The sequence below is a fragment of the Streptomyces sp. DH-12 genome, assembly GCF_002899455.1.
Taxonomy (GTDB): Bacteria; Actinomycetota; Actinomycetes; order Streptomycetales; family Streptomycetaceae; genus Streptomyces.
Map to the genome: position 1 here is coordinate 1,360,104 of NZ_PPFB01000001.1, position 26,595 is coordinate 1,386,698.

A 26,595-nucleotide genomic window follows, 5' to 3' on the forward strand; every position below is an offset into this window, starting at 1 on the left:
GGGGCGCGGAGCGCGGGACAGTCCCGCCCGGAGCGGGACGAATCCTCTCAGGAGTCCTCCCGCGCGTGGTGCGACCGCCGGGTGTGTTCGGTGTGTTCCCGCATCAGGCGGGCGGCCGACTGCTCGTCCCGCGCGGCGATGGCGGCGATCGGCTCACGGTGCTCGGTCCAGGACCGCTCGCCGCGCTGCCGGGCGACCGGCGTGCAGTACCAGCGCACCCGCCGGTCCACCTGGGCGGCCGGCCCGGCGAGCACCGCGTTGCCCGCCGGCTCCCTCACCGTGGCGTGGAAACGGGCGTTGAGCGCCACCGCGGCGTCCGCGGCGTCCGACCTCACCGCCTCGAGGCCCTCGGCGAGGATCGCCTCCAGCGCCTGGACGCCCTCGCTGCCGGCGTTGCCCGCGGCCGGCCGGGCCGCCTCCGCCTCCGCCTCCGCCTCCGGCAGGGTGCGGACGGTGAGCAGCTGGCCGGCCTCCTCCTCCGTGGGCTCGTGCACGAACGCGCCCTGCGCGGGCCGCGGATCGGCCCACCCCTCGGCGTGGAGACGCTGGAGCGCCTCGCGCACCGGCCGGCGGAAGACACCGAGGTGGCCGGCGAGTTCGCTCTCGACGAGGTGCCGGCCCGGCCGGAGGGCGCGCGTGGTGATGAGTCCGAGCAGCGCCTCGTGGACGCGGTCGCACAGCGGGCCCGGCCGTTCGAGCCGGGGCGCCGCCCCCCCCCCCCCCCCCCCCCCCCCCCGGGGCAGTCCTGTCGGCGCCACCGGTCCCTCCTCGGCGGCGCCGCGCGTCCGTCGTGAACACCGCTGACACCGCGGACGCCTTGGGGGTGATCGCCTGTCGCCCACAGGCTGCGGCGCCGCGCCGGCCCCCCGGCGGGGATCGCCCTCGTCACATCACGACGGGCCCGCTCAGGGGCACCGCACGACCTGCCCCGCGTACGACAGGTTCCCGCCGAAGCCGAACAGCAGCACCGGGTCCCCGCTGGACACCGCGCCCTGTTCGACGAGTTTGGAGAAGGCGAGCGGGATGCTCGCGGCCGACGTGTTGCCGGAGTCGACGACGTCTCGCGCGACGACCGCGTTGACGGCGCCGATCCGGCGCGCGAGGGGTTCCACGATCCGCAGGTTGGCCTGGTGCAGCACGACCGCGGCGAGGTCCTCGGGCGTCAGTCCCGCCTTCTCGCAGGCCCGCCGGGCGAATTCCGGGAGCCGGGTGGTCGCCCACCGGTAGACGCTCTGCCCCTCCTGTGCGAACCGCGGCGGGGTCCCCTCGATCCGCACCGCGTTGCCCATCTCGGGCACCGAGCCCCACAGCACGGGGCCGATGCCGTTCTCCGCGCCCGGCCCGGCCGCCTCCACGACGGCCGCGCCCGCCCCGTCGCCGACCAGGACGCAGGTGGTGCGGTCGGTCCAGTCGGTCACCTCGGACATCTTGTCGGCGCCGATGACCAGCACCCGGTGCGCCCCGCCGGCCCGTACCGCGTGGTCGGCGGTGGCGAGGGCGTGGGTGAAGCCGGCGCACACCACGTTGACGTCCATGACGGCGGGGCCGGGCATGCCGAGGCGGGCGGCGACGCGGGCCGCCATGTTGGGCGAGCGGTCGATCGCGGTGGAGGTGGCGACCAGGACCAGGTCGATCTCGGCGGGGGTCCGGCCGGCCGCCGCGAGCGCCTTGGCGGCGGCGTGCGCGGCCAGTTCGTCGACGGGCTCGTCGGGTCCGGCGATGTGACGGGTGCGGATGCCGACCCGGCTCGTGATCCACGCGTCGCTGGTGTCGACCCTGCCCGCCAGGTCCTCGTTGGTCAGGACCCGGGCGGGCTGGTAGTGGCCGACGGCGGTGATGCGCGAGCCGCTCATGGTGGTCCCCTCGGTGATCCGGTTGCGGGATGCACCAGTCTGATCAGTGACTCACGGGTACGAGTGCAGGTGAAGCGACAGGAAACGGGCGCGAGGCTTGTCGCCTTCCGTCAGCCCCCGGGAGCCTCCGTCCGGCGTCCCCGCGCCCGTGCGCCGTCCGGAGGGGCTGACGGGCGCGGCCGGCGCGAACGCCGCGGGGTGCGCACGGCGGACCGGGCGGAGACCCGCGGTCCGGCGGTGACGGCGGGCGCGTCGGCCGCGGGCCGGGCGGTGGGCGGCGCCCGCGCCGGCAGCACGCCGAGCCCGCGCGGGCCGTCGGCCGCGTGGTGCGCTCGGTGGCGGAACACCGCCGCGATCCCCGTCGCGGGCGCGGCTTCGACGCCCGCGTCGGCGCCTCCCCACGGGAACGCTGTCGTTCGGATCGGAGTTCGACCTGCGGACGGCGGGTACGTGGGACGGGTCGCGGCGGACGCGCACGACGACCGTGTGCGCCTCCCGCGGCGTGGGCCGCAGCCTGACGCCCCACGTGCAGGACAATGAGATCGTGAAGGTCACGTCGTCGCGCGACGCCCCCGTGGCCCACGGCACCCTGTGCGTCAAGGGCCGGTTCGGCTGCCGGCACGTGCGGACCGGGACGGAACGGAACGGGTAGGGACATGGGACGAGTCACGGAACGACGCAAGGTGATCCGCATCCGGGACGGGGCGGTCTCCACCCGCCCGGACACGCTCGTCGCCGAGGAACCCCTGGAGATCCGGCTGAACGGCAAGCCCCTGGCGATCACCATGCGCACCCCGGGGGACGACTTCGCGCTGGCGGCCGGCTTCCTGGTCAGCGAGGGGGTGCTGGCGACCGCGTCGGACCTGCGGAACATCGTCTACTGCGCCGGGGCGACGCGTGGGGGCGCCTCCCGCTCGGACGGAGCCGGGAGCGAGGGAGGGTCGAACACGTACAACGTGGTCGACGTGTCGACCGCTCCCGGGGTGGCGGTCCCCGACATCACGCTGGAGCGCAACGTCTACACCACCTCGTCCTGCGGTCTGTGCGGCAAGGCCAGCCTGGACGCGGTGCGCACCACGACCCGTCACCCGGTCGCGGACGCCCCGCGGCTGCGGGTGACGCCGGAGCTGCTGGCGGAGCTGCCGGACCGGCTGCGGGCGGCCCAGCGGGTCTTCGACCGCACCGGCGGACTGCACGCGGCGGCCCTGTTCGACGAGCACGGCGAGCTGCTGGACGTACGGGAGGACGTGGGCCGGCACAACGCGGTCGACAAGCTGGTCGGCCGCGCCCTGCAGAACGGGAGCCTGCCGCTGTCCCGGACCGTCCTCATGGTGTCCGGGCGGGCCTCGTTCGAGCTGGCGCAGAAGGCGGTCATGGCCGGCATCCCGGTGCTGGCGGCGGTCTCGGCGCCGTCCTCGCTGGCCGTGGACCTGGCGGCGGAGACCGGCATGACCCTGGTCGGCTTCCTGCGGGGCAGCTCCATGAACGTGTACGCGGGTGAAGAGCGGATCGCCCTGCGGGCCGCGGCCGTCCGGGCCTGACCGCCCCCTCCCCGCACGGCGGCGGGGCCGCGGCCGTGCGGCGAGGGGCACGCCGTACCGGTGCGCCAGGGGCGTGCCCGGGCCGGGCGCCGCCGCCCGCACCCCGCAGGCGCACCCCGGAACGAGCCGGGGAACTCCGCCGTGAACCGGGTGGAGACGTCCGCGGCGACGGCGACGCTCAGCCGGAACGTGTCCCGGTACCGGCCTCGGTTCGTGACCGTGCGGCTCGGTCCCCGGAAGCGGCCTGCGGGACCGGGTCCTTCGAGCGGCGCTTGGCGATCACCGCGCACACCATGAGCTGCATCTGGTGGAACAGCATCAGCGGCAGCACGGCCAGCGAGGCGTGCGCCCCGAACAGCACGCTCGCCATGGGCAGTCCGGCGGCCAGCGACTTCTTCGACCCGGCGAACTGGATGGCGATCCGGTCCTCCCGCCCGAAGCCGAGGCCCTTGGCCCCGTACCAGGTGAGCGCCAGCATCACCGCGAGCAGCACCGATTCGACGGCGAGCAGTCCGCCGAGCCGGGCGGGGCTCACCTGGCCCCAGACGCCCTGCACCATGCCCTCGCTGAACGCGGTGTAGACGACGAGCAGGATGGAGCCGCGGTCCACCAGTCCGAGCACCTTGCGGTGGCGGGCCACGAAGCCGCCGATCCAGCGGCGCGTGACCTGCCCGGCGAGGAACGGCACCAGCAGCTGGAGCACGATCTCCACCACCGAGTCGGCGGAGAAGCCGCCCGCGCCGCCGCCGAGCAGCGCCGCCGCGAGCAGCGGGGTGACGACGATGCCGGCCAGCGAGGAGAACGAGCCGGCGCAGATCGCGGCGGGCACGTTGCCGCGGGCGATCGAGGTGAACGCGATCGACGACTGGATGGTGGAGGGGACCAGGGTGCAGAACAGCAGCCCCTGGTGGAGCGGGTCGGTGAGAAGCGCCGGGACGAGCCCGCGGGTGGCCAGGCCCAGCAGGGGGAAGACCACGAAGGTGCAGGCCAGGACGGTGACGTGGAGCCGCCAGTGGGTGAGGCCGTCCAGCGCCTCGCGGGTGGACAGGCGGGCGCCGTAGAGGAAGAAGAGGAACGCGATCGCGGCGGTGGAGGCGCCGGAGGCGATGTCCGCGCCGGTGCCGCGGGCGGGCAGCAGCGCGGCCAGTCCCACCGTGCCGAGCAGGAGCGTGATGTACGGGTCGACCGGCATCCAGCGCGGCCAGTGCGGGCGTTTCACGGTGCTCCACGTGCTCGGGTGGGTGTGCGGCGGTGCGGTACGGGGACGAGTGCCCCCGGCACCGGGGACAAGCCGTCCCCGCCCCATCCTGCTCCTCCGCCCCGCGATCGGGAACGCCGCACACCGCTCTCATTGTCATCACGATGCGCGATCACCGGGGTAGGCTGCCCGGCGTGTACGAGCCGACCCACCTGCGGACCTTCCTGTCGGTGGCCCAGACGCTGAGCTTCACGCAGGCGGCCCGGCGGCTGGGGTTGCGCCAGTCGACGGTGAGCCAGCACGTGCGGCGGCTGGAGGAGGCCACCGGGCGGCAGCTGTTCTCGCGGGACACCCACTCCGTGGCGCTGACCGAGGACGGCGAGGCGATGCTCGGCTTCGCGCGCCGCATCCTGGACGCGCACGAGCAGGCGGCGCAGTTCTTCACCGGCACCCGGCTGCGCGGGCGGCTGCGCTTCGGGGCGTCCGAGGACTTCGTGCTGACCCGGCTGCCGGAGATCCTCGAACGGTTCCGGCACGAGCACCCGGAGGTCGATCTGGAGCTGACGGTCGAGCTGTCGGGCATCCTGCACGAGCAGCTCGCCGCGGGCCGGCTGGACCTGGTGCTGGCCAAGCGGCGGCCGGAGGACCCGCGCCCGGACCCGCACCGGCTGGTCTGGCAGGACGAGCTGGTGTGGATCGGCGCGCCGGGCCTGCGGCTCGACCCGTGCCGCCCGGTGCCGCTGATCGTCTACCCGCCGCCGGGCATCACCCGGGACCTGGCGCTGCGGGCGCTGGAGCGGGAGGGCCGCCAGTGGCGCATCGTGTGCAGCAGCGGGAGCCTCAACGGGCTGCTCGCGGCGGCCCGGGCGGGGCTCGGGGTGATGGTGCACGCGCGCGGGCTGGTCCCGCCGGGACTGGTGCGGATGCCGGAGCGGGCCGGGCTGCCGGAGCCGGGCCCGGTGGACTTCGTGGTGGTGCGCGGCCGGCGCCGGCCCTCGGCGCAGGGCGCGGCGGAGGCGCTGGCGGCGGCGATCCTGGCGGGCGGCGACCGGCTGCACCGCGGCGGGCGGGGGTGACGGTCCGGCCCGCCGGTGCGCCGGTCCGGGTGAGGGCCGTCGCGCCGCCCGCGGGCCGGTCAGGGGGTACGGCCTGACCGAGTCGACCGCGGCGGCGACGGCCGACCCGCCCGGGCGCACCCGCTACGGGACGGCCGGCCGGCCGGTCCCCGGGGTGAGCGTGCGCATCGCCGACGACGGCGAGATCCTGCTGCACGGCGAGAACCTCTTCCAGGGCTGTCCCAACGACCCCGAGGCCACCCACGGGACACCGCGCGACGGCTGGCCGGCCACCGGCGACCTGGGTTTCCTCGACGAGGACGGTCATCTGACCGTCACCGGGAGGAAGAAGGAGATCCTGGTGACGTCCGGCGGCAAGAGCGTCTCGCCGGGCGTGCTGGAGGAGCGGGTGCGCGACCGTCCGCTGGCCAGCCAGTGCATCGTGGCCGGCAACGACCGGCCGTACGTGGCCGCGCTGGTCGTCCTCGGCCAGGAGGCGGTCGAGCACTGGCTGGCGATGCGGGGGGAGCCGCGGCTCCCCCGGCCGGCCTGGTGCGCGACGCGGACCTGGAGGCAGAGGTGCGGCGCGCGGTGGTCACGGCCGACACGCTGGTCTCGCAGGCCGAGCCGATCCGCACCTTCCGTATCCCCGCGCAGCCGTCCGCCGGGGAGCACGGGCTGCTGACGCCGTCGCTGAAGCTGAAGCGCAAGGCCGTCGAGAAGGCGTACGCCCGAGAGGTCGAGGCGTTGTACCGGGCATGAATTCCGCGGTCAGGAATGCGGCGCGGGCCGTGATCGTTGACGATGGAGGTATCACCTGACCACAACCTAAGGATCGAGAGCTCGTGAGCAAGGTCCCCCCGATCACCCTGAACAACGGCGTCGAGATGCCCCAGTTGGGGTTCGGCGTCTGGCAGGTACCGGACGCGGAGGCCGAGACGGCCGTGGCGGCGGCGCTGGAGGCCGGCTACCGCAGCATCGACACGGCGGCGGTCTACGGCAACGAGGAGGGCACCGGCAAGGCCATCGCGCGGTCGGGCGTCCCCCGTGAGGACATCTTCGTCACCACCAAGCTGTGGAACAGCGACCAAGGGTACGACGCCACCCTCAAGGCCTTCGACACGTCGCTGGCGAAGCTCGGCCTCGACTACGTCGACCTGTACCTCATCCACTGGCCGACCCCGGCCCGGGACCTGTACGTCGACACGTACAAGGCGTTCGAGAAGCTGCTGTCGGACGGACGGGTGCGCGCGATCGGCGTGTCCAACTTCCTGCCGGAGCACCTGGAGCGGCTGACCGGGGAGACGTCGGTCGTCCCGGCGGTCAACCAGATCGAGCTGCACCCGCATCTGCAGCAGGCCGCCGCACGGGAGTGGCACGCGGAGCGGGGCATCGCCACCGAGGCCTACTCCCCGCTCGGCTCCGGCAAGGGCATCCTGGAGATCCCGGCGATCGTGGCCATCGCCCAGAAGCACCACCGCACCCCCGCCCAGGTGGTGCTGCGCTGGCACCTGCAGCTGGGCAACGTCGTCATCCCCAAGTCGGTGACGCCGTCCCGCATCAAGGAGAACATCGACGTCTTCGGGTTCACCCTGGACGCCGAGGACCTGGCGGCGATCGGCGCGCTGAACGAGGACCGGCGGGTGGGTCTGAACCCCGCGGAGTTCAACAGCGCCTGACGGCGCACCACGCCGGTGGCCGGCCCCCGTTCCGACGGGTGGCCGGCCACCGGCGTGTCCGGGCCGGCCGGTCGGGCCGCCCCGCCGGCCGGACGACGGCGGTCACGTCGAGGCGTCACACCGGCCGTACCCCCGTGTGGACCGTGTGGGCCGCCAGGACGAAGACGTCGGGGCGGTGGTGGACGCTCGCCGGGTCACCGGGGTCGACGAGACGGTCGAGGGTGGCGCGGTCGTCGGCGTCCAGGTGCTCGCCGACCATGTCGCGGGTGCGGGTGAGGGAGTCGGCCACGTGGGCGCGGGCGCGGTCCGGCAGCGGGGCCGGGAGGTCGAGGAGGAAGGTGCGCGAGCGGGTGTGGTGCAGGCCGGCCGCGGTGAGCAGGGCGGGCCAGTCCTCCACCTGGGCCACCGAGCCGGGCAGCTCCTCGCGCATGCGCGTGAACCGCTCCTCCTCCACGGCGTCGATGCGCGCCTGGAGGCCGGGGCGGCCGAAGCCGATGTCGCGGGGCAGGAAGCGGGCGGGCAGTCCGCCCTCCAGCACGGCCAGCGTGCCGCCGGGCGCGAGGCGCTCGGCGCAGGCCGCGAGCGCCGCGCCCTGGTCGCCGAGGTGGTGGATGCTGCGGCTGGCCCACAGCAGGTCGGCCGGGTAGTCCAGCTCGGCCAGCACCTCGGGCAGGTCGCCGGTCAAGGTGTCGAAGCGGTCGCCGGCGCCGAGGCGCCCGACGCGGGCGCGGGCCCGCTCCAGCAGCGCTTCGGAGCCGTCGACGGCCACGATGCGGGCGCCCGGGAAGGTCTCGGCGAACAGGCCGGAGATCACGCCGGGGCCGCTGCCGGCGTCCACGATCAGGCCCGGTTCGGTGACCTCCTTGGCCAGCCAGGCCAGGGCCCGCTCGTACAGCGGGGTGAACACTTCCGCCTGGCTCTCCAGCAGGGGCGCCAGCTCGGCCCAGTCCAGGTGCTCGTGGTCGTGGCCGTGGTGTCCGTGCCCGTTCTCGTGACGGTGCTCGCCGTCGTGACCGGGTGCGTGGTGGTGGTGCGCCATGGTGGTCAGCCTCTCCGCTCGGATGCGGTCAGCGTGCGACGACGCACCGGGGCGGGGCAAACCATGTTGCCGGTACAGCAAAACGACGGAGCGGTCCGCCGGACCCGGGGCCCCTGAGGGGTCCGGGCCCGGCGGACGCGGGTCAGCCCGTCACGACAGCGGCGGGTAGGCGTTCTTCATCAGCTCCTGGAACTGGGCGGAGAACCAGTGCCCGGAGATCGGGGCGTCCGGAAGGGCGCCCGACATGTTGTTGTCGTTGCGCGGGTTGCCCCCGTAGGTCGGGTCGCACATCCGGTCGAAGCCCTTGCCCTCGTCGTTGTCGATCACCTTGCTCGCACCGTCGGACTCCCCCGGGGGCTTGATCCACACGTAGGCGTCGATCCCGGGCTCCGGGGACGCCTGGGGCCGCTCACCCAGGCCGGCTCCGGCCTGGTTGCACCAGTTGCCCGTGTTGTAGCGGCGGTCGTAACGGCCGCCGTCGACGTAGGTGTCCACGTCGGTCGTGGCGCCGGGTCCGGTGGGCCGCTTCGCGCCGCCCCAGCCGTTGCGGGACGTGTCGATCAGCATGCCGATCTTCGAGTCGAAGCCGAGCGAGACCAGTTCCTGACGCAGGGCCTGGGCGTACGACAGCTCGTCGACGTAGCGGTTCCAGCTGACCCACTTCGACTCGCGCACGGACTTGCCGCCCACGGTGTCGGTGATCTTGAAGTGGTCCTCCTTCAGCGCGCTGTAGTTGGCCGTGTTGGCGATGAAGCCGTGCACGTCGGCCACGGTCGCGCCCTCGGCGGTCGAGGCCTGCTTGAACAGCTGCGCGGAGGCGCCGAAGTTGTCGTCCCAGCCCAGCCAGCCGTGGTGGCCCGCGTCCACGTAGTTGTAGACGTTGGGCGCGTCGCCCAGCTTGTTCAGGGCGTAGCCGACGCCCTTGACGTAGTTGCCGTTGGCCTTCATCGTGTCGCAGTTCGGCGTGGCGGTCGCCCGCGGCGACACGTTGGTGACCAGGTTGGGCAGCGAGTCGATCTCGACCACCGTGACGATGCGCAGCGAGGCGTACTTGGGGTCGGAGAGGATCTGTGCGATCGGGTCGATGTACTCGCTCTTGTAGCGGCCGATCTCCGTCGGGCCGAGCTCGCCGTTGGAGGCGAGGGCGGCGCAGTCGCGGCCCGGCAGGTTGTAGATGACCACCTGGAAGACGAGCTCGCCCGAGCCCTTCTGGCGCAGGGCCTCGTCGAGGTGGTCGCGCAGGCCCATCTTGCCGTTCGGTCCCTCGATGGCGGCGATGCGGTCCATCCAGACACCGGTCGGCTGGTTCGCGATGCGGCTGCCGCCCGGCTCGGCGGCGGCGTTCGCGGACCACTCCGGGTTCACGTACACCTTGGCGCCGTCGTACGGGTTGTCGACGCGGTCACCGGGGGGCGGGTCGGTCGGGTCCGGCGGGTCGGTCGGGCCGCCGGAGTCGACGTTGCAGGTCACCCCGTCGAGGGTGAAGGTGGCGGGGACGGCGTTGGTGCCGCTGTAGGTGCCCTGGAAGCCGAAGGTGGCGGAGCCTCCGCCGGCGAGCGTGCCGTTGTACGACTCGTTGGCCGCCGTGACGTCCGCGCCGGACTGGGTGATCCTGGCGTTCCAGCCGCTGGTCACCTTCTGGTTCCCGGCGTAGCTCCACTTCACCGCCCACGACGACTTCGCGGCACCGTGGTTGGTGACCGTCACGGACGCGGTGAAGCCGGTGTTCCACTGGTTCTGCACCGTGTAGTCCACGGTGCAGGGGACGGCGGCCGCGCCGGCGTCGCCCGGGACGGCGGCGATCGCCGACCCGGTGGCGCCGGCGACCAGCGCCATGGCGGCGAGGAGCGCGGTTCTGGTGCGACTCATGGTGCGGGTTTCCTATCCGTAGGGGGCTTTCCTTCGGGGCGCGCGCGGACGTTCGCGCGGCCTGGTGCCTTACGGGGTGGGGGATGCCGTCCCGGCTCCGCACGGGCGGGCACGTGAGGCCGGCCGGACGTCTCCGGACAGCACGGACGGCACAGAAATCCCACGGTGACGAGCGCCCCGCGTCAGGTGCTCCACACGTGCACGGGGGTGGCTCGAAGTACTGAACGCGGGGGGTGGTTCATCGAGCGACTCCTTGCAGCTCGGACGCGTCGGGACGGACGCGTCGACTGATGGAACCGCTCCCACTGGTGTCCATGAAGCTAGCGCCAAGTGACGATGAAGAACAGAGGGTGTGCGGACATTGGCACGTCTCGCCGTGTCGAATGTTTTCGATTCGCACCAAGGGTTGACCGGTCCACCCCCCGTCCCCACTATGGGAGCGCTCCCACTGGTTCAAGCCTTGACATGTACGAGTCGCAGGAAGGACCAGCACCATGCATCCCCCACCCCGCAGACGCGGTGGCGTGCGACGTCTCTTAGCGGTCGCCGTGACCGCCCTCGCGCTGCCGCTGACGATGCTGTCGACGGGTACCACCCCCGCCCGGGCGGCGGCCGTCCAGTGCAGCGTGGACTACAGGACGAACGACTGGGGGTCGGGCTTCACCGCCGACCTGACCGTCACCAACCGCGGCACCGACGTCATCGACGGCTGGACCCTGACGTACGACTACACGGGCAACCAGCGCCTGGTGAACGGCTGGAACGGCAGCTGGTCCCAGTCCGGCTCCACCGTCACCGTGAAGAACGCCGGGTACAACGGCCGGATCGCCGCCGGCGCCGCCGTCACCACCGGCGCCCAGTTCTCCTACAGCGGCGCCAACGCCGCGCCCACCTCCTTCTCGGTCAACGGCACCGCCTGTGCGGGCGCCCACCAGCCGCCGATCGCCGTGCTGACCAGCCCGGAGGCCGGCTCGGTCTACACCCGGGGCGAGACGGTGCCGCTCGCGGCCACCGCCGCCGCGGCCGACCGGGCCACCATCACCAAGGTCGAGTTCTACGACGACACCGAACTGCTCGGGACGGACACCTCCGCGCCGTTCACGCTGTCGGTCGGTGGACTGGCCGTCGGCGCCCACTCCCTGGTGGCGAAGGCGTACGACAGCATGGGCGCCTCCGCCTCCTCCGCCCCGGTCGGCATCACGGTCGCCTCGGGTCCCGCCGTGGTCGCCAGCCCTTCCCAACTGGGCGTGCGCCAGGGTGAGTCGGGCACCTTCGAGGTGAAGCTCTCCAAGCAGCCGAGCGGGAACGTGACCGTCACCACGGCGCGGGCGAGCGGCACCACGGGGCTGTCGGTGTCCTCCGGCGCGAGCCTCACCTTCACCCCGTCGAACTGGAGCACCGCACAGAGGGTGACCGTCGCCGCCGACTCCTCCGGCACCGGCCAGGCGGTCTTCGAGTCCACCGCGCCCGGCCACGCCAAGGCGGCGGTGACCGTGACCCAGCTGGGCGCGACCAAGTCGTACGAGGCGCGGTTCCTGGAGCTGTACGACAAGATCACCGACCCGGCGAACGGCTACTTCTCCCCCGAGGGCATCCCGTACCACTCGGTCGAGACGCTGATCGTCGAGGCGCCCGACCACGGTCACGAGACCACCTCGGAGGCGTACAGCTACCTGCTGTGGCTGCAGGCGATGTACGGCAGGATCACCGGGGACTGGACGCGGTTCAACGACGCCTGGGAGACGATGGAGCGGTACGCCATCCCGACCGGCGCCGACCAGCCGACCAACTCCTTCTACGACCCCTCGAAGCCGGCCACGTACGCGCCCGAGCACGACACCCCGAACGAGTACCCGTCGCAGCTCGACCCCGGTGTCTCCGTGGGCCGTGACCCGATCGCGGCGGAGCTGAGGTCCGCGTACGGCACCGACCAGGTGTACGGCATGCACTGGATCCAGGACGTGGACAACGTCTACGGCTACGGCAACTCGCCCGGCAAGTGCGAGGCCGGGCCGTCGGACACCGGCCCGTCCTACATCAACACCTTCCAGCGCGGCCCGCAGGAGTCGGTGTGGGAGACGGTCACCCAGCCCACCTGTGACGCCTTCAAGTACGGCGGCCCCAACGGCTACCTGGACCTGTTCACCAAGGACGCGTCCTACGCCAAGCAGTGGAAGTTCACCAACGCCCCCGACGCCGACGCGCGTGCGGTGCAGGCGGCGTACTGGGCCGACCTGTGGGCGAAGGAGCAGGGCAAGGGCGGCGAGATCGCCGGGACCGTCGCCAAGGCCGCCAAGATGGGCGACTACCTGCGCTACGCCATGTACGACAAGTACTTCAAGAAGATCGGCAACTGCACCAGCCCGTCCTGCCCGGCCGGCACCGGCAAGGACGCCTCGCACTACCTGCTCTCCTGGTACTACGCCTGGGGCGGCGCCACCGACACCTCGGCCGGCTGGGCCTGGCGCATCGGCTCCAGCCACGCGCACGGCGGATACCAGAACCCGCTCGCCGCGTACGCGCTGGCCAACCACGCGCCCCTGAAGCCGAAGTCGGCGACGGGCGCGGAGGACTGGGGCAAGTCGTTCCAGCGCCAGCTCGAGTTCTACCGCTGGCTGCAGTCCGACGAGGGCGGCATCGCGGGCGGCGCGACCAACAGCTGGGCGGGCCGCTACACCACTCCGCCGGCCGGTACGCCGACCTTCTACGGCATGTACTACGACGAGAAGCCGGTGTACCACGACCCGCCGTCGAACCAGTGGTTCGGCTTCCAGGCGTGGTCGATGGAGCGGGTGGCCGAGGTGTACCACCAGACGGGCAACGCGCTCGCCGAGTCGGTCCTCGAGAAGTGGGTGGACTGGGCGCTGTCCGAGACCACGGTCAACCCGGACGGGACGTTCCGCTTCCCGTCCACGCTGAAGTGGTCCGGAAAGCCCGACACCTGGAACCCGTCGTCACCGGGCGCCAACAACGGGCTGCACGTCGAGGTCGTCGACTACACCAACGACGTCGGTGTGGCCGGCGCCTACGCCAAGATCCTGACGTACTACGCCGCCCGCTCCGGTGACACCGAGGCGGCGGACACGGCGAAGGCGCTGCTGGACGGCATGTGGGAGAACCACCAGGACGACCTCGGCATCGCCGTCCCGGAGACCCGCGCCGACTACGAGCGCTTCGACGACCCGGTCCACATCCCGTCCGGCTGGACCGGCACCATGCCGAACGGCGACCGGATCGACTCGTCGTCGACGTTCGTCTCGATCCGCTCCTTCTACAAGGACGACCCGGCCTGGTCGAAGATCGAGAGCTATCTGGAGGGCGGCGCCGCGCCGACCTTCACGTACCACCGGTTCTGGGCCCAGGCGGACATCGCCACGGCCATGGGCGCGTACGCGGAGCTTCTCGAATAGTCCCCGCCGACGCTCCGTGTACCGGCCCCGGCACCTGACGCCGGGGCCACCGGGCCGGGCGGTCCCCTCGCGCACGGGGGGCCGCCCGGCCTCGCACGCTCCGACGCCCCTCCCCCACGAGAGAGGAAACCCCCACCGTGCGAAGAACCCGTGTCCTCACGGCCGTGCTCGCCCTGGCGGCCGGTCTGCTCGCCGGCGGTCCGCCCGCCCTGGCCGCCGACGCCCCGGCCGCCGCTCCCGCCGCCGTCTCCGGGGCCGCCGCCGACACCTACACCTGGCGCAACGCGCGCATCGACGGCGGCGGCTTCGTGCCCGGCATCGTCTTCAACCGCAGCGAACCGGACCTGGCGTACGCCCGCACCGACATCGGCGGCGCCTACCGCTGGCAGGAGTCGACGAAGAGCTGGATCCCCCTGCTGGACTCGGTCGGCTGGGACGACTGGGGCCACACCGGCGTGGTCAGCATCGCCTCGGACGCCGCCGACCCCGACCGGGTGTACGCGGCGGTCGGCACGTACACCAACGACTGGGACCCGGGCAACGGGGCGGTGATGCGCTCCACGGACCGGGGCGCGAGCTGGCGGAAGGCCGCGCTGCCGTTCAAGCTGGGCGGCAACATGCCGGGACGGGGCATGGGGGAACGGCTGGCGGTCGACCCGCACGACAACGACGTGCTGTACCTGGGCGCGCCCAGCGGCCACGGCCTGTGGCGGTCCACCGACGCGGGCGTGACCTGGTCGGAGGTGACGTCCTTCCCCAACCCCGGGAACTACGCGGAGGATCCGGACGACGAGAGCGGGTACGCCTCGGACAACCAGGGCGTCGTCTGGGTGACGTTCGACGAGTCGACGGGGACCGCGGGCACGCCGACGCGGACCGTGTACGTCGGGGTCGCCGACAAGGAGAACGCCGTCTACCGCTCGACGGACGCGGGCGCGACCTGGGAGCGGCTGGCCGGCCAGCCCACCGGCTACCTCGCGCACAAGGGCGTCCTCGACGCGGAGAACGGCCACCTGTATCTCGCGTACAGCGACACGGGCGGCCCCTACGACGGGGGCAAGGGGCGGCTGTACCGGTACGCCACGGCGACCGGCGCCTGGACCGACATCAGCCCGGTCGCGGAGGAGGACACCTACTTCGGCTTCAGCGGGCTGACCGTGGACCGGCAGAACCCGGGCACGGTGATGGCGACGGCGTACAGCTCCTGGTGGCCGGACACGCAGATCTTCCGCTCCACGGACAGCGGCGCCACCTGGACCCAGGCGTGGCGCTACACCGCGTACCCGGAGCGCGAGAACCGCTACGTCATGGACGTCTCCTCGTCGCCGTGGCTGACCTGGGGGGCGAACCCGTCGCCGCCCGAACAGACGCCGAAGCTGGGGTGGATGACGGAGGCGCTGGAGATCGACCCGTTCGACCCGGACCGGATGATGTACGGCACGGGCGCGACCGTCTACGGCACGGAGGAGCTGACGAACTGGGACGACGACACCCCGTTCACCATCCGGCCGATGGTGCGGGGGCTGGAGGAGACCGCGGTCCTCGACCTGGCCTCTCCCCCGTCGGGCGCCCCGCTGCTCAGCGCGCTCGGCGACATCGGCGGCTTCCGGCACACGGACCTGACGAAGGTGCCGTCGATGATGTTCACCCGGCCGAACTTCACCTCGACGACGAGTCTGGACTTCGCCGAGTCGGACCCGGACGTCGTGGTCCGCGCCGGGCACGTGGACTCCGGCCCGCACATCGCCTTCTCGACCGACAACGGGGCCAACTGGTTCGCGGGCACCGACCCTTCGGGCGTGAGCGGCGGCGGGACGGTCGCCGCGTCGGCGGACGGCGGCCGCTTCGTGTGGAGCCCGGAGGGCGCGGGCGTGCACCACACCACCGGGTTCGGCACGTCGTGGTCGGCGTCGGAGGGCATCCCGGCCGGGGCGGTCGTGGAGTCGGACCGGGAGGACCCGCGGACCTTCTACGGCTTCAAGTCCGGACGCTTCTACGTCAGCAGGGACGGCGGGGCGACCTTCGAGGCGTCGCCGGCGACCGGTCTGCCGGCCGGTGACAGCGTGCGGTTCAAGGCGCTGCCCGGCACGGCGGGCGAGATCTGGCTGGCGGGCGGGGCGAGCGACGGGCCGTACGGGCTGTGGCACTCCACCGACTTCGGGCAGACGTTCGCCAAGCTGCCGGGCGTCGAGGAGGCGGACACCGTCGGCTTCGGCAAGGCGGCGCCGGGCGCGTCGTACCAGACGCTGTTCACCAGCGCGCGGATCGACGGGGTGCGCGGCATCTACCGCTCCACGGACGCGGGGGCGAGCTGGGTACGGGTCAACGACGACGCGCACCAGTGGGGCTGGACCGGTGCGGCCATCACCGGCGACCCGCGGGTGTTCGGCCGGGTCTACGTGGCGACGAACGGCCGCGGTGTCGTGTACGGCGACCTCGCGGACACGGGCGGCGGCACCGACCCGGAGCCGTCCGGCGCCTGCGAGGTGGCGTACCGGGTCACCAACGCGTGGGGCGACGGCTTCCAGGCGGAGGTCCGGCTGACCAACACCGGCACAGCACCCTGGGACGGCTGGTCGCTGGCCTGGTCCTTCCCGGGCGGGCAGCGGATCGCCCAGCTCTGGAACGGCTCGCACACCCAGTCCGGGGCCGCGGTGACGGTCCGCAACGCCGACTGGAACCGCACGGTGGCACCCGGCTCCTCGGTCGCCTTCGGCTTCACCGCGAGCGGACCGGCGGCGAACGCGAGCCCGACGGCGTTCGCGCTGGGCGGGAAGGAATGCGGGGTGCGCTGAAGATCGCCGGCGGGGGAAGATGACCCGGCCCCCGCCGGCGACCCCGAAGGAGCCCCGATGCACGGACGGATCGTCTTCCTCAACGGCACGTCCAGTTCGGGCAAGTCCAGCATCGCGCGGGAGCTGCTGCGGGTGCTGGACGAGCCGTACTTCCACATGCCCGTGGACGCCTTCCACCGCATGCGGACGAGCCGGGAGATCGACGCCGGCCGGCTCCCCGAGGTGCTGCACCGCACCTGGCGGGGGTATCACCGGGCGGTCGCGGGCATGGCCGCGGCGGGGAACAACGTGGTGGTCGATCACGTGCTGAGCGAGGAGTGGCGCCTGGCCGACTGCCTCGGGCTGTTCGACCCGCGGGAGGTGGTCCTGGTCGGCGTGCGCTGCTCCCTGGAGGAGACAGAGCGGCGCGAACGGGAGCGGGGCGACCGCCCGCCGGGTCTCGCCGCCCGGCAGTACGAGCGGGTGCACGCGCACGGCGTCTACGACCTCGAATGCGACACGACCACGACGAGCCCGGCGGACTGCGCCCGCGCGATCGCCGCCTTCCTGCCCCACCGCCCCTCCCCCACCGCCTTCGAACGGCTCCGCGAGCCGGCGAGCCCCGCGCCCGGTGAAGGCGTCACTCCGGCTTGCGGAACGCGTGGAGGGTGAACACCGGGTCCGGGCGGGGGCGGTGCTGGTCGGGGAGGGCGGTGAGGCGGGCGGCGAAGTGGTCCGCGAGGGGGTGGCCGGGCGGGAGGGTGACGAACCAGCCGCGTCGCAGGTCGTCCAGCGTGCGGCGGGGGCTGCGGCCCTGGCCGTGGCCGCGGAAGCGGGCCTTTCCCGCGGGGACCAGTCCGTGCCCGGCCGCGCAGGCCGCGACCGTCGCGGGAGCGTCGGGCACCGGGCTCGGCGGGCGGTCGGCGAGCACGGCGTCGATGTCGCTGCCCACGTTGTGCGAGAGCCCCTTGTGCACGGTGGTGACGTAGACCCCGCCGGGTCTCAGTACGCGCGCGCACTCGGCAACGACGGCGCGCACGTCGGCGGGGTCGGTCAGCAGGTGCAGCAGCCACACGCTGACCACCGCGTCGAACCGCGCGTCCCGGAAGGGCAGCCGGCGGCTGTCGGCCCGCACCACGGCCCCCGGCAGGCGGGCGGCGGCCCGCACGGTCATCGACGTCGACAGGTCCACTCCGGCGACCCGCAGTCCGGGGCGGGACGCGGGGAACAGCCGGGTCACGATGCCGGTCCCGCAGGCCACGTCCAGCAGGCTCCGCGCCTGCCGCGGGACGAGACTCAGCACGGCCTCGGCGGCGGCCGCCGCGCGGGGTTCGCCGCCGCGCAGGGCGTCGTAGCGCTCCGCTTCCTCGTCGTAGTCCAGCACGCGCCTCAGTGTGCCCCGTGGGCGGGCGCCAGGTCCTCCACCCTGCGGGCGAGCTCGAGGTCCTTCTCGGTGACGACGCCGCCCGCGCTGTGCGTGTGCACGGACAGGGACACGGTGTGGTAGCCGAGGGTGAGGTCGGAGTGGTGGTCCAGCTCGTCCTGCACCCGGGCGACATGGACGACCATGGCCGCCGCCGCGATGTGCGAGTCCAGCCGGTAGGCGCGGGTGAGGCGGTCCCCGTCGAGGGTCCAGCCCGGCAGCTCGGCGAGCCGGGTCTCGATCTCCGTCCGGGACAGCGGTTCGACGGGCATGGGCTGCTCCTTCGCCGGGTCGGCTCTCGTGGCGCGTCCAGGCTGCCACAGAAGGTCCTGCCGTGCCCCGGCCGGACGGCGGGCGGCTCCCCCGTACGGCCGTTGTTCGACTACCGTCCTCACATGACCACCGCACCCCCCGACACCGTCTCCCGCACCGAGGGCGTGGGTCCGCTGCTGCGTGCCTGGCGGCAGCGGCGGCGGGTCAGCCAGCTGGAGCTGGCGCTGCGCGCCGACTCCTCCGCCCGGCACATCAGCTTCGTCGAGACCGGCCGCTCCCGGCCCAGCGAGGAGATGGTGCTGCGGCTGGCCGAGCACCTGGACGTGCCCGTGCGGGACCGCAACGCGCTGCTCCTGGCGGCCGGTTACGCGCCCCGCTACCCGGAGACCCCGCTGGACGACCCGGCGCTGGAGGTGGTGCGCACCGGCGTCGAGCGGCTGATCCGCGGGTTCGAGCCGTACCCGGCGCTGGTGGTGGACGCGGCGTACGACGTGGTGGCGGCCAACCGGGGGGTCATGGCGCTGTTCGACGGCGTTCCGGAGTCGCTGCTGACGCCGCCGCTGAACGCGGTGCGGCTCACCCTGCACCCGCAGGGTCTCGCACCCCGGATCCGGAACCTGCGGGAGTGGCGCGGACACCTGCTGGAGCAGATGCGGCGGAACATCGCCCTGCGCCGCTCGGAGCGGCTGCGGGCGCTGTACGACGAGGTGACGGCGTTCCCGGTGCCGGACACCGCCGGACGGGCGGAGGAACCGGCCGAACCGGTGGCGTACTTCGCGCTGCCGATGGTGATCGAGCACCGGGGGCGGACGCTGTCGTTCGTGTCGTCCATCTCCACCTTCAACACCCCGATGGACGTGACCGTCGCCGAGCTGGCCGTGGAGACGCTGCTCCCGGCGGACCCGGCGACGGCCGCGTACCTTCAGACCTGGCTGCGCTGACGCGCTCTCAGCGCCCTGTGCTGCAGCAGGGTGAGGCCCGCCACGGCGAGCGCCTGCAGGACCGTCCACACCGCGCCCGCGGCGGTCGGCGCCAGCCACAGCGCGAGGGCCAGGAAACTCGCCGCCACCCAGGCGAGGTTGGCCTCGACGACGATCCGCACCCCCGGCGTCGGCGGGTGCGGGCGGGCGGCCAGCAGGCCCACGCCGGCCGCGTAGGCGGCGAGGAACGCGCCGACGCCGAGCAGCAGGCCGGAACCGATCCCGAGGAAGCGGCCGAGCGGTCCGGAGAGGGCGAGGTAGGCGAGGGCGTTGACGCCGGTCACCACGGCGTCGAGGGCCAGCAGGCGGCGCAGCGTCCGCCGCGGTTCCACGGTCCGGGCGGGCACGGTGAGCGAGGTTGCGGACACGGGGCATCATCCTCCGTCGGGAGCGGTGCGGGACTCGGTGCGTCCACGATCCCGTGCGGGCGGGGCCGGGTCGATTACGTGCGGGGTCATGCGGCGGACGCGCGGAAACAGGGCGGTCGCCTGAGGCTCGTGAGAGTCTCAGAGGGACATGACAGGATGAGCGCATGCCCGAGCACGTTGGGGAGGCGTGGCGTTGAGTGAGCGGCGGGCCGCACCCACCGTGGGCCAGGTGGTCCTGGGACGGCGGCTGTACGAGTTGCGGGAGGCCGCGGGCCTCTCGCGGGAGGAGGCCGCCCGGATCCTGCGGGTGGCGCCGGCGACGGTCCGCCGGATGGAGACCGCCGAGGTCGCCCTGAAGATCCCGTACGTGCAGATGCTGCTGGCCGCCTACGGGGTGCCCGACATCGAGGCCGACGCGTTCGTCCAGCTCGCGGAGGAGGCGAACCGTCCGGGCTGGTGGCAGCGGTATGGCGACGTGCTCCCCGAGTGGTTCAGCCTCTACGTGAGCCTGGAGGGCGCCGCGCGGATCATCCGCTCGTACGAGCCGCACTTCGTGCCGGGACTGCTCCAGACGGAGGACTACGCGCGGGCGGTGCTGGAGGCCGGGACCATCGGCACGGCGGGCCCGGAGGCGGTCGAGCGGCACGTGGCGCTGCGCATGGAGCGGCAGCGGCTGCTGGAGCGCCCGGACCCGCCGCACCTGTGGGTGCTCATGGAGGAGACCGTGCTGCGGCGCCCGGTGAGCGGGGACAGCCGGGTGATGCGCGAGCAGCTCGACAAGCTGCTGGAGTACTCCGCCCGGGACCGGGTCACGCTGCAGATCGCCGAGTTCGCGGACGGGCCGCACCCGGGGACCTACGCGCCGTTCTCCCTGTTCCGGTTCGCCGAGCCCGAGCTGCCGGACATGGTGTTCACCGAGTACCTGACCGGCGCGCTGTACCTGGACTCCCGCAAGGAGGTCTCGGTGCACCTGGAGGTGCTGGACCACATGACGGCCCGTGCGTCCTCGGCCCAGCGCACCGAGAAGCTGCTGCGGGAGTGCCGCGAGCACCTGTGAGGCGCCCGCGGGCTCAGGCCGCGCCGTCCCGCCGGCCGCCGGTGTCCTTGTCGTCGTCGACGATCTCCGCGTCGACGACGTCGTCGTCCCCCTGGGACGCGGTGCCGGTGTCCGCGGCGCCGGGGCCGGCGGTCCCGCCCTCGGCGGCGCCGGTCCGCGCGTACATCGCCTGGCCCATCCGCTGGCTGACCGAGGCGACCTTCTCCACGGCGGTGCGCAGCTCGGCGGTGTCGGGCGACTCCTGCTCCAGCAGCCGCTTGACGTCGGCGACGGCCGACTCCACCTCGGACCTGGTGTCGCCGGGGACCTTGTCGCCGTTCTCGTCGAGGAACCTCTCGGTCTGGTAGACGATCTGCTCGGCCTGGTTGCGGGTCTCGGAGGCCTCCCGGCGCCGGCGGTCCTCCTCGGCGTACTGCTCGGCCTCGCGCATCATGCGGTCGATGTCCTCCTTGGGCAGGGCCGAGCCGCCGGTGACGGTCATCTTCTGTTCCCTGCCGGTGCCGAGGTCCTTCGCGGAGACGTGCATGATGCCGTTGGCGTCGATGTCGAACGCCACCTCGATCTGCGGCACCCCGCGCGGCGCCGGGGGCAGGCCGGTCAGGTCGAAGGTGCCGAGCTTCTTGTTGTACGCGGCGATCTCGCGTTCGCCCTGGTAGACCTGGATGCCGACGGAGGGCTGGTTGTCGGCGGCGGTGGTGAAGATCTCCGACCGGCGGGTGGGGATCGTGGTGTTGCGCTCGATCAGCTTGGTCATGATGCCGCCCTTGGTCTCGATGCCGAGGGACAGCGGGGTGACGTCGAGCAGCAGCACGTCCTTCACGTCGCCGCGGATGACACCCGCCTGGAGGGCGGCGCCGAGGGCCACCACCTCGTCGGGGTTGACGCCCTTGTGCGGTTCCTTGCCGGTGAGTTCGCGGACCAGGTCGGTCACGGCGGGCATCCGGGTGGAGCCGCCGACGAGGATGACGTGGTCGACGTCGGCCAGCCGCACCCCGGCGTCCTCCACCGCCTGGTGGAAGGGCTTCTTGCAGCGGTCCAGCAGGTCCGCGGTGAGCTCCTGGAACTGGGCCCGGGTGAGCTTCTCGTCGAGGTGCAGCGGGCCCTCGGCGGAGGCGGTGATGTACGGCAGGTTGACGGTCGTCTCGCTCGACGACGACAGCTCGATCTTCGCCTTCTCGGCGGCTTCCCGCAGCCGCTGCACCGCCATCCTGTCCTGCGCCAGGTCGATGCCGTACTGGTCCTTGAAGCGCTTGGCGAGCCAGTCCACGATCCGCTGGTCCCAGTCGTCGCCGCCGAGGTGGGTGTCGCCGTTGGTGGCCTTCACCTCGATGACGCCCTCGCCCATCTCCAGCAGCGACACGTCGAAGGTGCCGCCACCGAGGTCGAACACCAGGACGGTCTGGTCGTTCTCCTTGTCCAGTCCGTACGCGAGCGCCGCGGCCGTGGGCTCGTTGATGATGCGCAGCACGTTGAGCCCGGCGATCTCACCGGCCTCCTTCGTGGCCTGCCGCTGGGTGTCGTCGAAGTAGGCCGGCACGGTGATGACCACGTCGGTGACGTCCTCGCCGAGGTAGGACTCGGCGTCCCTGCGGAGCTTCTGCAGCACGCGGGAGGACAGTTCCTGCGCCCGGTAGCGGGTGCCGTCGACGGAGCCCTGCTCGGGGAACCGCCACCGGGCGTCGCCCATGTGCCGCTTGACCGAACGGGCGGTGCGGTCGACGTTGGTGACGGCCTGCCGCTTGGCGACCTCCCCGACGAGCACCTCGCCGTTCTTGGCGAAGGCCACGACCGAGGGGGTGGTGCGGGCGCCCTCCGCGTTGGCGATGACGGTGGGCTCACCGCCTTCGAGCACGGCGACCACCGAGTTCGTGGTTCCCAGGTCGATTCCGACGGCACGTCCCATCGCTGTAACCCCTTCCGCCAGGCTCCACTCCGGTCTTCCAACACTTCCAGCACAAAACTTGAGCGGCCCGTTGTCAAGTGTGCGGAGGGGGTTTCACGTCAGCGGGGGCGTGACCCGTCCGGGTGGTCCCGCAGCGTCACCGCGCGGCGGGGGCGGTCGGTGACCAGGACGTCCACGCGCGGGTCGTCGAGGAAGGCGCGCATCGCCGTGTCGTCGTTGACCGTCCACACCATCGTGAACAGTCCGCCGCGGGCGGCCTCGCGCAGCACGGTGGCGCGGGCCAGCCGCTGGTGCACGGCGACCCCGTGGGCGCCGCAGGCGCGGACGCGGCGCAGCGGCAGCAGTTCGCCCATCCGGGTGCGCACCAGCCGGCGCCGGGTCAGGCCGCGGCCGTCGCGGCCGAGGGAGAGCAGGGTGCGCACGCGCGGGCGGGCGGCGGTGAGGGCGGCGACGGAGCGGTCCTCCAGGGTGGTGGCGACGACCCCGTCCTCCCCCAGCAGGGCGACCGCCCGGTCCAGCACCTCGCGCTCGTAGCCGGTCTCCTTCAGGTCCAGGTGCGCGACGAGCTTCCCCGCGATCAGCGCCATCACGTCCTCCACGGCGGGCACCGGGTACCCGGCGCGGGCGTCCAGTGCGGTGCGGGTGAGCGTGGACAGCAAGGGGCCGGTGCCGCCCACCCGGGCGTCGTGGTGGACGACGAGGACGCCGTCCGCGGTGCGCCGCACGTCGAACTCGACGTACTCGGCGCCCGAGGCGAGCGCGTCCTGGTACGCCTCCCAGGTGGCCGGGGCGGCGCGTTCGGTCCCTCCGCGGTGGGCGGAGACGGCGGGGCGTGACGTCATGGGGCGGCTTTCGGCGGCGGACGCGGAGCAGGCCGCCCCGGCGGGGGCGGCCTGCGGTGGCCCTGCGGGCGGACGGGTCAGGCGAGCTTCGCCGTCAGGGTGATCTCCGTGCCCTTGAGCGCCTGGCTGACCGGGCAGTTCACCTTGGCGTCCTCGGCGGCGGCGACGAAGCCGGCCTCGTCCAGGCCGGGGACGGTGCCCTCGACGGTGAGGTGGATGCCGGTGATGCCCGTGCCCGGCACGAAGGTGACCTCGGCGTTGGTGGTCAGCCGGGTGGGCGGGGTGCCCGCCTTGTCGAGGCCGTTGGACAGGGCCATCGAGAAGCAGCTGGAGTGCGCGGCGGCGATCAGCTCCTCGGGGCTGGTCTTCCCGTTCGCGTCCTCGGCGCGCGAGGCCCAGGTGACCGGCTGCTCGGAGATGGCGCCCGAGGAGTCGAAGGCGACGACCCCGCTGCCCTTGAAGAGGCTGCCTTCCCAAACGGTGTGCGCGGAGCGCGTGGTTGCCATGCCGCATCCTTTCGAAACGATTCCGGCCGTGAGGCCGGCGGTGCTCGGTCCGGACGCCCGGATCACCGGGCGTCCCTGGTCCATCCGATCACATCACGGCTCAACTCACCCGGAAGACGGGCCCCCTCGGGATGAAGGGCAGGGTCGCGCCCCGCGGGATCAGGTAGGCGTGCTCGCGCCGCACCCGCACCACGTCGCACCAGCCGTCGGTGACGACCAGCACGGGCGCGCCGGGCGGGAAGTCGTCGGCGCGCTCCAGCAGGTCGACACCCGGCTGGAGGACGGTGCCGCCCCGGCCGCGGACCCGCACCCTCCCGGCGATCTCGGTGACCGGCAGGTACCCCGCGTCGTGCGGCGCCGCGTCGCAGAACACCACGCGCGCGGCGGGCACGTCACGGGACTCCGCGTAGGAGGCGATGGCGCCGAGCGCCTTGCCGAGCAGGGTCCGGTTCATGGAGCCGAGCTCCGGGACACGGGCGGGGGTGACGGTGACGGCTGCCTGCACGCAGGTGCTCCCTTGCGCGCGCCTCGACGGGCGCGGTGACGCGGACGGGGGACGACTCGCCGCCGAGGGTGTCAGCCGGAAGGCGCGCCCGTCACGCGGATATCCGCCCCGGACGTCCCCGTCGCGGCCGTCAGGCCGCGCGTTCGCGACGCTCCGGCAGGGGGCGGGTGCCGGCCTCGGCGGACTCGGTGAGCCAGCGGCGCAGGATGTGGTGGATCTGTTCGGCGCCGGCCGGCTCGGCGCCCTCGGGGACCGGGGCGGACAGGACCAGCGGGGACAGCAGGAAGGGGCGGGACTGGGCGCCGCCGAGGCCGCCGTGGGAGCCGATCTGCTCCTCGAACGCGAGCACCTCGCCGTCCGCCGGGTCGTAGAAGGAGTTGACCATGATGTCGGCGGTGTGCGGGAACGTGTGGGTGCGGCGCACGACGTCGGCGGCGCCGGGCCCGAACGGGGCGAGCGGTCCCGGGTTCTCGTCGAGCTCGTCCAGCGGGATCTCCGCGCCGTACGCGCCGAGCACGACCCCGCCGTGGCGTTCGCTGCGGACCAGCAGGAAGCCGATGCCGGGGTGGTTGGCGAGGGTCGGCAGCAGCACGGGGTGCCGGGCGTCGATCTCCTCCTTGGTCATCCGGTGCGGCACGTCCGGGAAGGACACCAGGCCCAGGTTGCCGGAGGCGAGCACGACCGGCTCCGAGCCGCGGGAGGGGCGGTAGTGCTCGGCGCCCTCCTCGACGGGCCGGCGCAGCGCGGCGCGGACCGCCGCGCGGGCCTCGGCGCCGCTGTGGGTGCGCCGGGCGCGGCGCGGCACGGGCAGCCCGCAGCCGGCCCGCACCAGGTCGCCGAGGGTCAGGCCGTACCGGGAGCGGAACGTCTCGCCGGGGCTCTGCCCGTGGTCGGACAGCACGACGATCCGGTACGGGCGGGGGGCGTGCTCGGCGACGTTCTCGATCAGCGCGAGGGCGCGGTCGAGGCGCCGCAGCACCTGTTCGGCGTCCCGGCTCGTCGGCCCGGAGTGGTGGGCGACCTCGTCGTAGGCGACCAGGTCGGCGTAGACGGCGTTGCGGCCGGCCAGCAGGTCGCCCGTCACGGCGGCCACCACGACGTCCCGCTCGACGACGGTGGCGAAGGCGCGCACCAGGGGGTACAGCCCGCCGCGGGAGACGCGCGGGCGCTGTCCGCGCGTCCGCGACCGCACGGACTGGCCGATCTCCCGGCCCACCTCGGCGACGAAGGACAGGGCGGTGCGCACGGCGTTGGCGGGGTCGGAGAAGTAGGCGAAGTAGCCCGCGCGGGAGCGGGCGGCCGGGCCCCTGCGGCGGCCCGCGATGGACAGCACCAGCGCCTGCTCGTCGGCGCCGCCGCTGAACAGGTTGCCCCGGCTGGCGCCGCCGTGGGCGAGCAGTCCCGCGTGCCCGGAGTGCTCGATCGCGCGAGCCTGCAGTTCGGCGGCGCTGGTGGGGCGGTTGCAGACCATCACCTCGCGGCGGGCCTTCTCGTACCAGCGGAAGGCGGGGACGTCGAAGTTGCTGCCGTGCAGGATGCCGAGCTGGCTGGCGCCGGTCTGGCTGGACCAGTCGGTGCGCCAGGGGGTGAGGCGGTGGGTGGGCCGGTCGCCGCCGGCGCCCAGCCAGCGGGCGACGGTGGGCATCAGGCCCTTGCCGACGGCGGACAGCAGGACGTCGTGGCCCACGCCGTCGAGCTGGAGGAAGACGGTGCCCGGGGTGGTCGGGCAGGGCGGGTCGGAGCGCCGTCTCCGGTCCGCGAGCCGGTACAGCCGCCGTCGGTAGGCGTCGTCGTCGCGGACGGCGAGGGCGCCTCCGGTGGCGGAGGCGACGGCGGACATCACGGCGGCGACCACCACCGCCGTCTCGGGGGCCGCCGAGCCGCGCTCGACCGGGTTGACGCGCAGCGCCACCCACAGCAGGGCGCCGTTGAGGAAGAACACCAGCAGGCCGAGGACGAGTGCGGGCACGAGCAGCAGCAGTCGCACCAGCAGCGGCCAGACCAGCGCGGACAGCAGGCCGAAGGCGCCCGCGCCGAGCGCGGCGGTGACCGCGATGTCGGTGGCGCTGCCGCCGTCGGCCGACCGCAGCCGGAAGTCCGGCAGGATGCCCGCGAGCGCCAGCATGGTGAGCGTGGAGACCGCCCACACGGTGACACTCCGCCCGATCTGACTGGCGACCCGTCGCCCTCGCCCGCCGCCCACGCCGCGCACACCTCACGTTCCCGTCTCTGGCCCGCCCCCACCCTGTCACAACGTCCTGATGAGGTGTTCCGTCCCCGCTCCGGCGCCTGCCGCGCCTCCCGGCCCGCCGCCGGGCCC

20 protein-coding genes and 3 pseudogenes are annotated in these 26,595 nt (G+C 73.4%); 10 read left to right on the plus strand and 13 right to left on the minus strand.

Annotated features, from left to right (window positions below; all coding sequences use genetic code 11):
• Positions 1-47: 47 nt before the first annotated feature.
• Positions 48-758 (minus strand): GntR family transcriptional regulator, encoded by a 711-nt coding sequence (locus C1708_RS04990; RefSeq protein ID WP_241911160.1) that lies wholly within the window; start codon positions 756-758, stop codon positions 48-50.
• Positions 759-905: 147 nt separating this feature from the next.
• Positions 906-1,853: a beta-ketoacyl-ACP synthase III gene (locus tag C1708_RS04995; RefSeq protein ID WP_106411502.1), complete on the minus strand. Its 948-nt coding sequence runs from the start codon at positions 1,851-1,853 to the stop codon at positions 906-908.
• A gap of 397 nt (positions 1,854-2,250) precedes the next feature.
• On the opposite strand from C1708_RS04995, the pseudogene C1708_RS05005 reads away from it, so the two are divergent.
• Both C1708_RS05005 and fdhD read left to right on the plus strand, forming a co-directional pair.
• Positions 2,251-2,505, plus strand: a pseudogene (locus tag C1708_RS05005) (2Fe-2S iron-sulfur cluster-binding protein); the annotation flags it as partial.
• A gap of 4 nt (positions 2,506-2,509) precedes the next feature.
• Positions 2,510-3,394: a formate dehydrogenase accessory sulfurtransferase FdhD gene (gene fdhD, locus C1708_RS05010; RefSeq protein ID WP_106411505.1), complete on the plus strand. Its 885-nt coding sequence runs from the start codon at positions 2,510-2,512 to the stop codon at positions 3,392-3,394.
• 178 nt (positions 3,395-3,572) lie between these two features.
• On the opposite strand, the gene C1708_RS05015 is transcribed toward fdhD, so the two are convergent.
• A complete protein-coding gene (locus C1708_RS05015; RefSeq protein ID WP_198602693.1) occupies positions 3,573-4,586 on the minus strand; it encodes a bile acid:sodium symporter family protein in 1,014 nt (337 codons plus the stop codon).
• A gap of 200 nt (positions 4,587-4,786) precedes the next feature.
• On the opposite strand from C1708_RS05015, the gene C1708_RS05020 reads away from it, so the two are divergent.
• From C1708_RS05020 to C1708_RS05030, 3 genes and pseudogenes are all read left to right on the plus strand, one after another.
• A complete protein-coding gene (locus tag C1708_RS05020) occupies positions 4,787-5,668 on the plus strand; it encodes a LysR substrate-binding domain-containing protein (protein WP_106411507.1) in 882 nt (293 codons plus the stop codon).
• Between the two features lie 64 nt (positions 5,669-5,732).
• Positions 5,733-6,409, plus strand: a pseudogene (locus C1708_RS05025) (AMP-binding protein); the annotation flags it as partial.
• Between the two features lie 125 nt (positions 6,410-6,534).
• Positions 6,535-7,326 carry an aldo/keto reductase gene (locus C1708_RS05030; RefSeq protein ID WP_106416156.1) on the plus strand — a complete coding sequence of 264 codons (792 nt, stop codon included), beginning with the start codon at positions 6,535-6,537 and terminating at the stop codon, positions 7,324-7,326.
• Between the two features lie 115 nt (positions 7,327-7,441).
• On the opposite strand, the gene C1708_RS05035 is transcribed toward C1708_RS05030, so the two are convergent.
• On the minus strand, positions 7,442-8,365 hold the full coding sequence (locus C1708_RS05035) for a class I SAM-dependent methyltransferase (RefSeq protein WP_106411508.1): 924 nt from the start codon (positions 8,363-8,365) through the stop codon (positions 7,442-7,444).
• A gap of 150 nt (positions 8,366-8,515) precedes the next feature.
• The gene (locus C1708_RS05040; RefSeq protein ID WP_106411509.1) at positions 8,516-10,234 is read right to left on the minus strand and encodes a glycoside hydrolase family 6 protein; all 1,719 of its coding nucleotides are present in this window, start codon (positions 10,232-10,234) and stop codon (positions 8,516-8,518) included.
• 494 nt (positions 10,235-10,728) lie between these two features.
• Here C1708_RS05040 and C1708_RS05045 point away from each other — a divergent pair, with 494 nt between their 5' ends.
• The 3 genes from C1708_RS05045 to C1708_RS05055 all read left to right on the plus strand — a co-directional run bounded on the left by C1708_RS05045 (position 10,729) and on the right by C1708_RS05055 (position 17,090).
• Positions 10,729-13,644 carry a glycoside hydrolase family 48 protein gene (locus tag C1708_RS05045; RefSeq protein ID WP_106411510.1) on the plus strand — a complete coding sequence of 972 codons (2,916 nt, stop codon included), beginning with the start codon at positions 10,729-10,731 and terminating at the stop codon, positions 13,642-13,644.
• 137 nt (positions 13,645-13,781) lie between these two features.
• Positions 13,782-16,439, plus strand: coding sequence for a cellulose binding domain-containing protein (locus tag C1708_RS05050; protein WP_106411511.1), 2,658 nt, complete (start codon positions 13,782-13,784; stop codon positions 16,437-16,439).
• 57 nt (positions 16,440-16,496) lie between these two features.
• Positions 16,497-17,090, plus strand: coding sequence for a chloramphenicol phosphotransferase CPT family protein (locus C1708_RS05055; RefSeq protein ID WP_106411512.1), 594 nt, complete (start codon positions 16,497-16,499; stop codon positions 17,088-17,090).
• Here the strand turns inward: C1708_RS05055 and C1708_RS05060 are convergent.
• Both C1708_RS05060 and C1708_RS05065 read right to left on the minus strand, forming a co-directional pair.
• A complete protein-coding gene (locus tag C1708_RS05060; protein WP_106411513.1) occupies positions 17,059-17,802 on the minus strand; it encodes a class I SAM-dependent methyltransferase in 744 nt (247 codons plus the stop codon). The two genes, C1708_RS05055 and C1708_RS05060, sit on opposite strands and share 32 nt — an antisense overlap.
• A gap of 5 nt (positions 17,803-17,807) precedes the next feature.
• On the minus strand, positions 17,808-18,113 hold the full coding sequence (locus C1708_RS05065) for a 4a-hydroxytetrahydrobiopterin dehydratase (RefSeq protein WP_106411514.1): 306 nt from the start codon (positions 18,111-18,113) through the stop codon (positions 17,808-17,810).
• A gap of 123 nt (positions 18,114-18,236) precedes the next feature.
• Here C1708_RS05065 and C1708_RS05070 point away from each other — a divergent pair, with 123 nt between their 5' ends.
• Positions 18,237-19,055 (plus strand): helix-turn-helix domain-containing protein, encoded by an 819-nt coding sequence (locus C1708_RS05070; RefSeq protein WP_106416157.1) that lies wholly within the window; start codon positions 18,237-18,239, stop codon positions 19,053-19,055.
• On the opposite strand, the gene C1708_RS05075 is transcribed toward C1708_RS05070, so the two are convergent.
• On the minus strand, positions 19,037-19,462 hold the full coding sequence (locus C1708_RS05075) for a hypothetical protein (RefSeq protein WP_106411515.1): 426 nt from the start codon (positions 19,460-19,462) through the stop codon (positions 19,037-19,039). The genes C1708_RS05070 and C1708_RS05075 overlap by 19 nt on opposite strands.
• A 193-nt stretch (positions 19,463-19,655) precedes the next feature.
• Between C1708_RS05075 and C1708_RS05080 the strand changes: the two genes are divergently transcribed.
• A complete protein-coding gene (locus tag C1708_RS05080) occupies positions 19,656-20,519 on the plus strand; it encodes a Sco1979 family transcriptional regulator (RefSeq protein ID WP_106411516.1) in 864 nt (287 codons plus the stop codon).
• A gap of 13 nt (positions 20,520-20,532) precedes the next feature.
• Here C1708_RS05080 and dnaK read toward each other — a convergent pair whose 3' ends face one another.
• The 5 genes and pseudogenes from dnaK to C1708_RS05105 all read right to left on the minus strand — a co-directional run bounded on the left by dnaK (position 20,533) and on the right by C1708_RS05105 (position 26,487).
• Entirely contained in the window at positions 20,533-22,422 is a 1,890-nt protein-coding gene (gene dnaK / locus C1708_RS05085) for a molecular chaperone DnaK (RefSeq protein ID WP_106411517.1), read from the minus strand.
• 98 nt (positions 22,423-22,520) lie between these two features.
• Positions 22,521-23,264, minus strand: a complete 744-nt coding sequence (locus C1708_RS05090; RefSeq protein ID WP_106411518.1) for a glycerophosphodiester phosphodiesterase family protein — start codon at positions 23,262-23,264, stop codon at positions 22,521-22,523.
• Positions 23,265-23,341: 77 nt separating this feature from the next.
• The gene (locus C1708_RS05095) at positions 23,342-23,770 is read right to left on the minus strand and encodes an OsmC family protein (RefSeq protein WP_093765935.1); all 429 of its coding nucleotides are present in this window, start codon (positions 23,768-23,770) and stop codon (positions 23,342-23,344) included.
• A gap of 100 nt (positions 23,771-23,870) precedes the next feature.
• Positions 23,871-24,449 (minus strand): annotated as a pseudogene (locus C1708_RS36065) (hypothetical protein); the annotation flags it as partial.
• Positions 24,406-26,487 (minus strand): phage holin family protein, encoded by a 2,082-nt coding sequence (locus tag C1708_RS05105; protein WP_106411519.1) that lies wholly within the window; start codon positions 26,485-26,487, stop codon positions 24,406-24,408. The pseudogene C1708_RS36065 and the gene C1708_RS05105, both read right to left, overlap by 44 nt.
• Positions 26,488-26,595 lie beyond the last annotated feature (108 nt).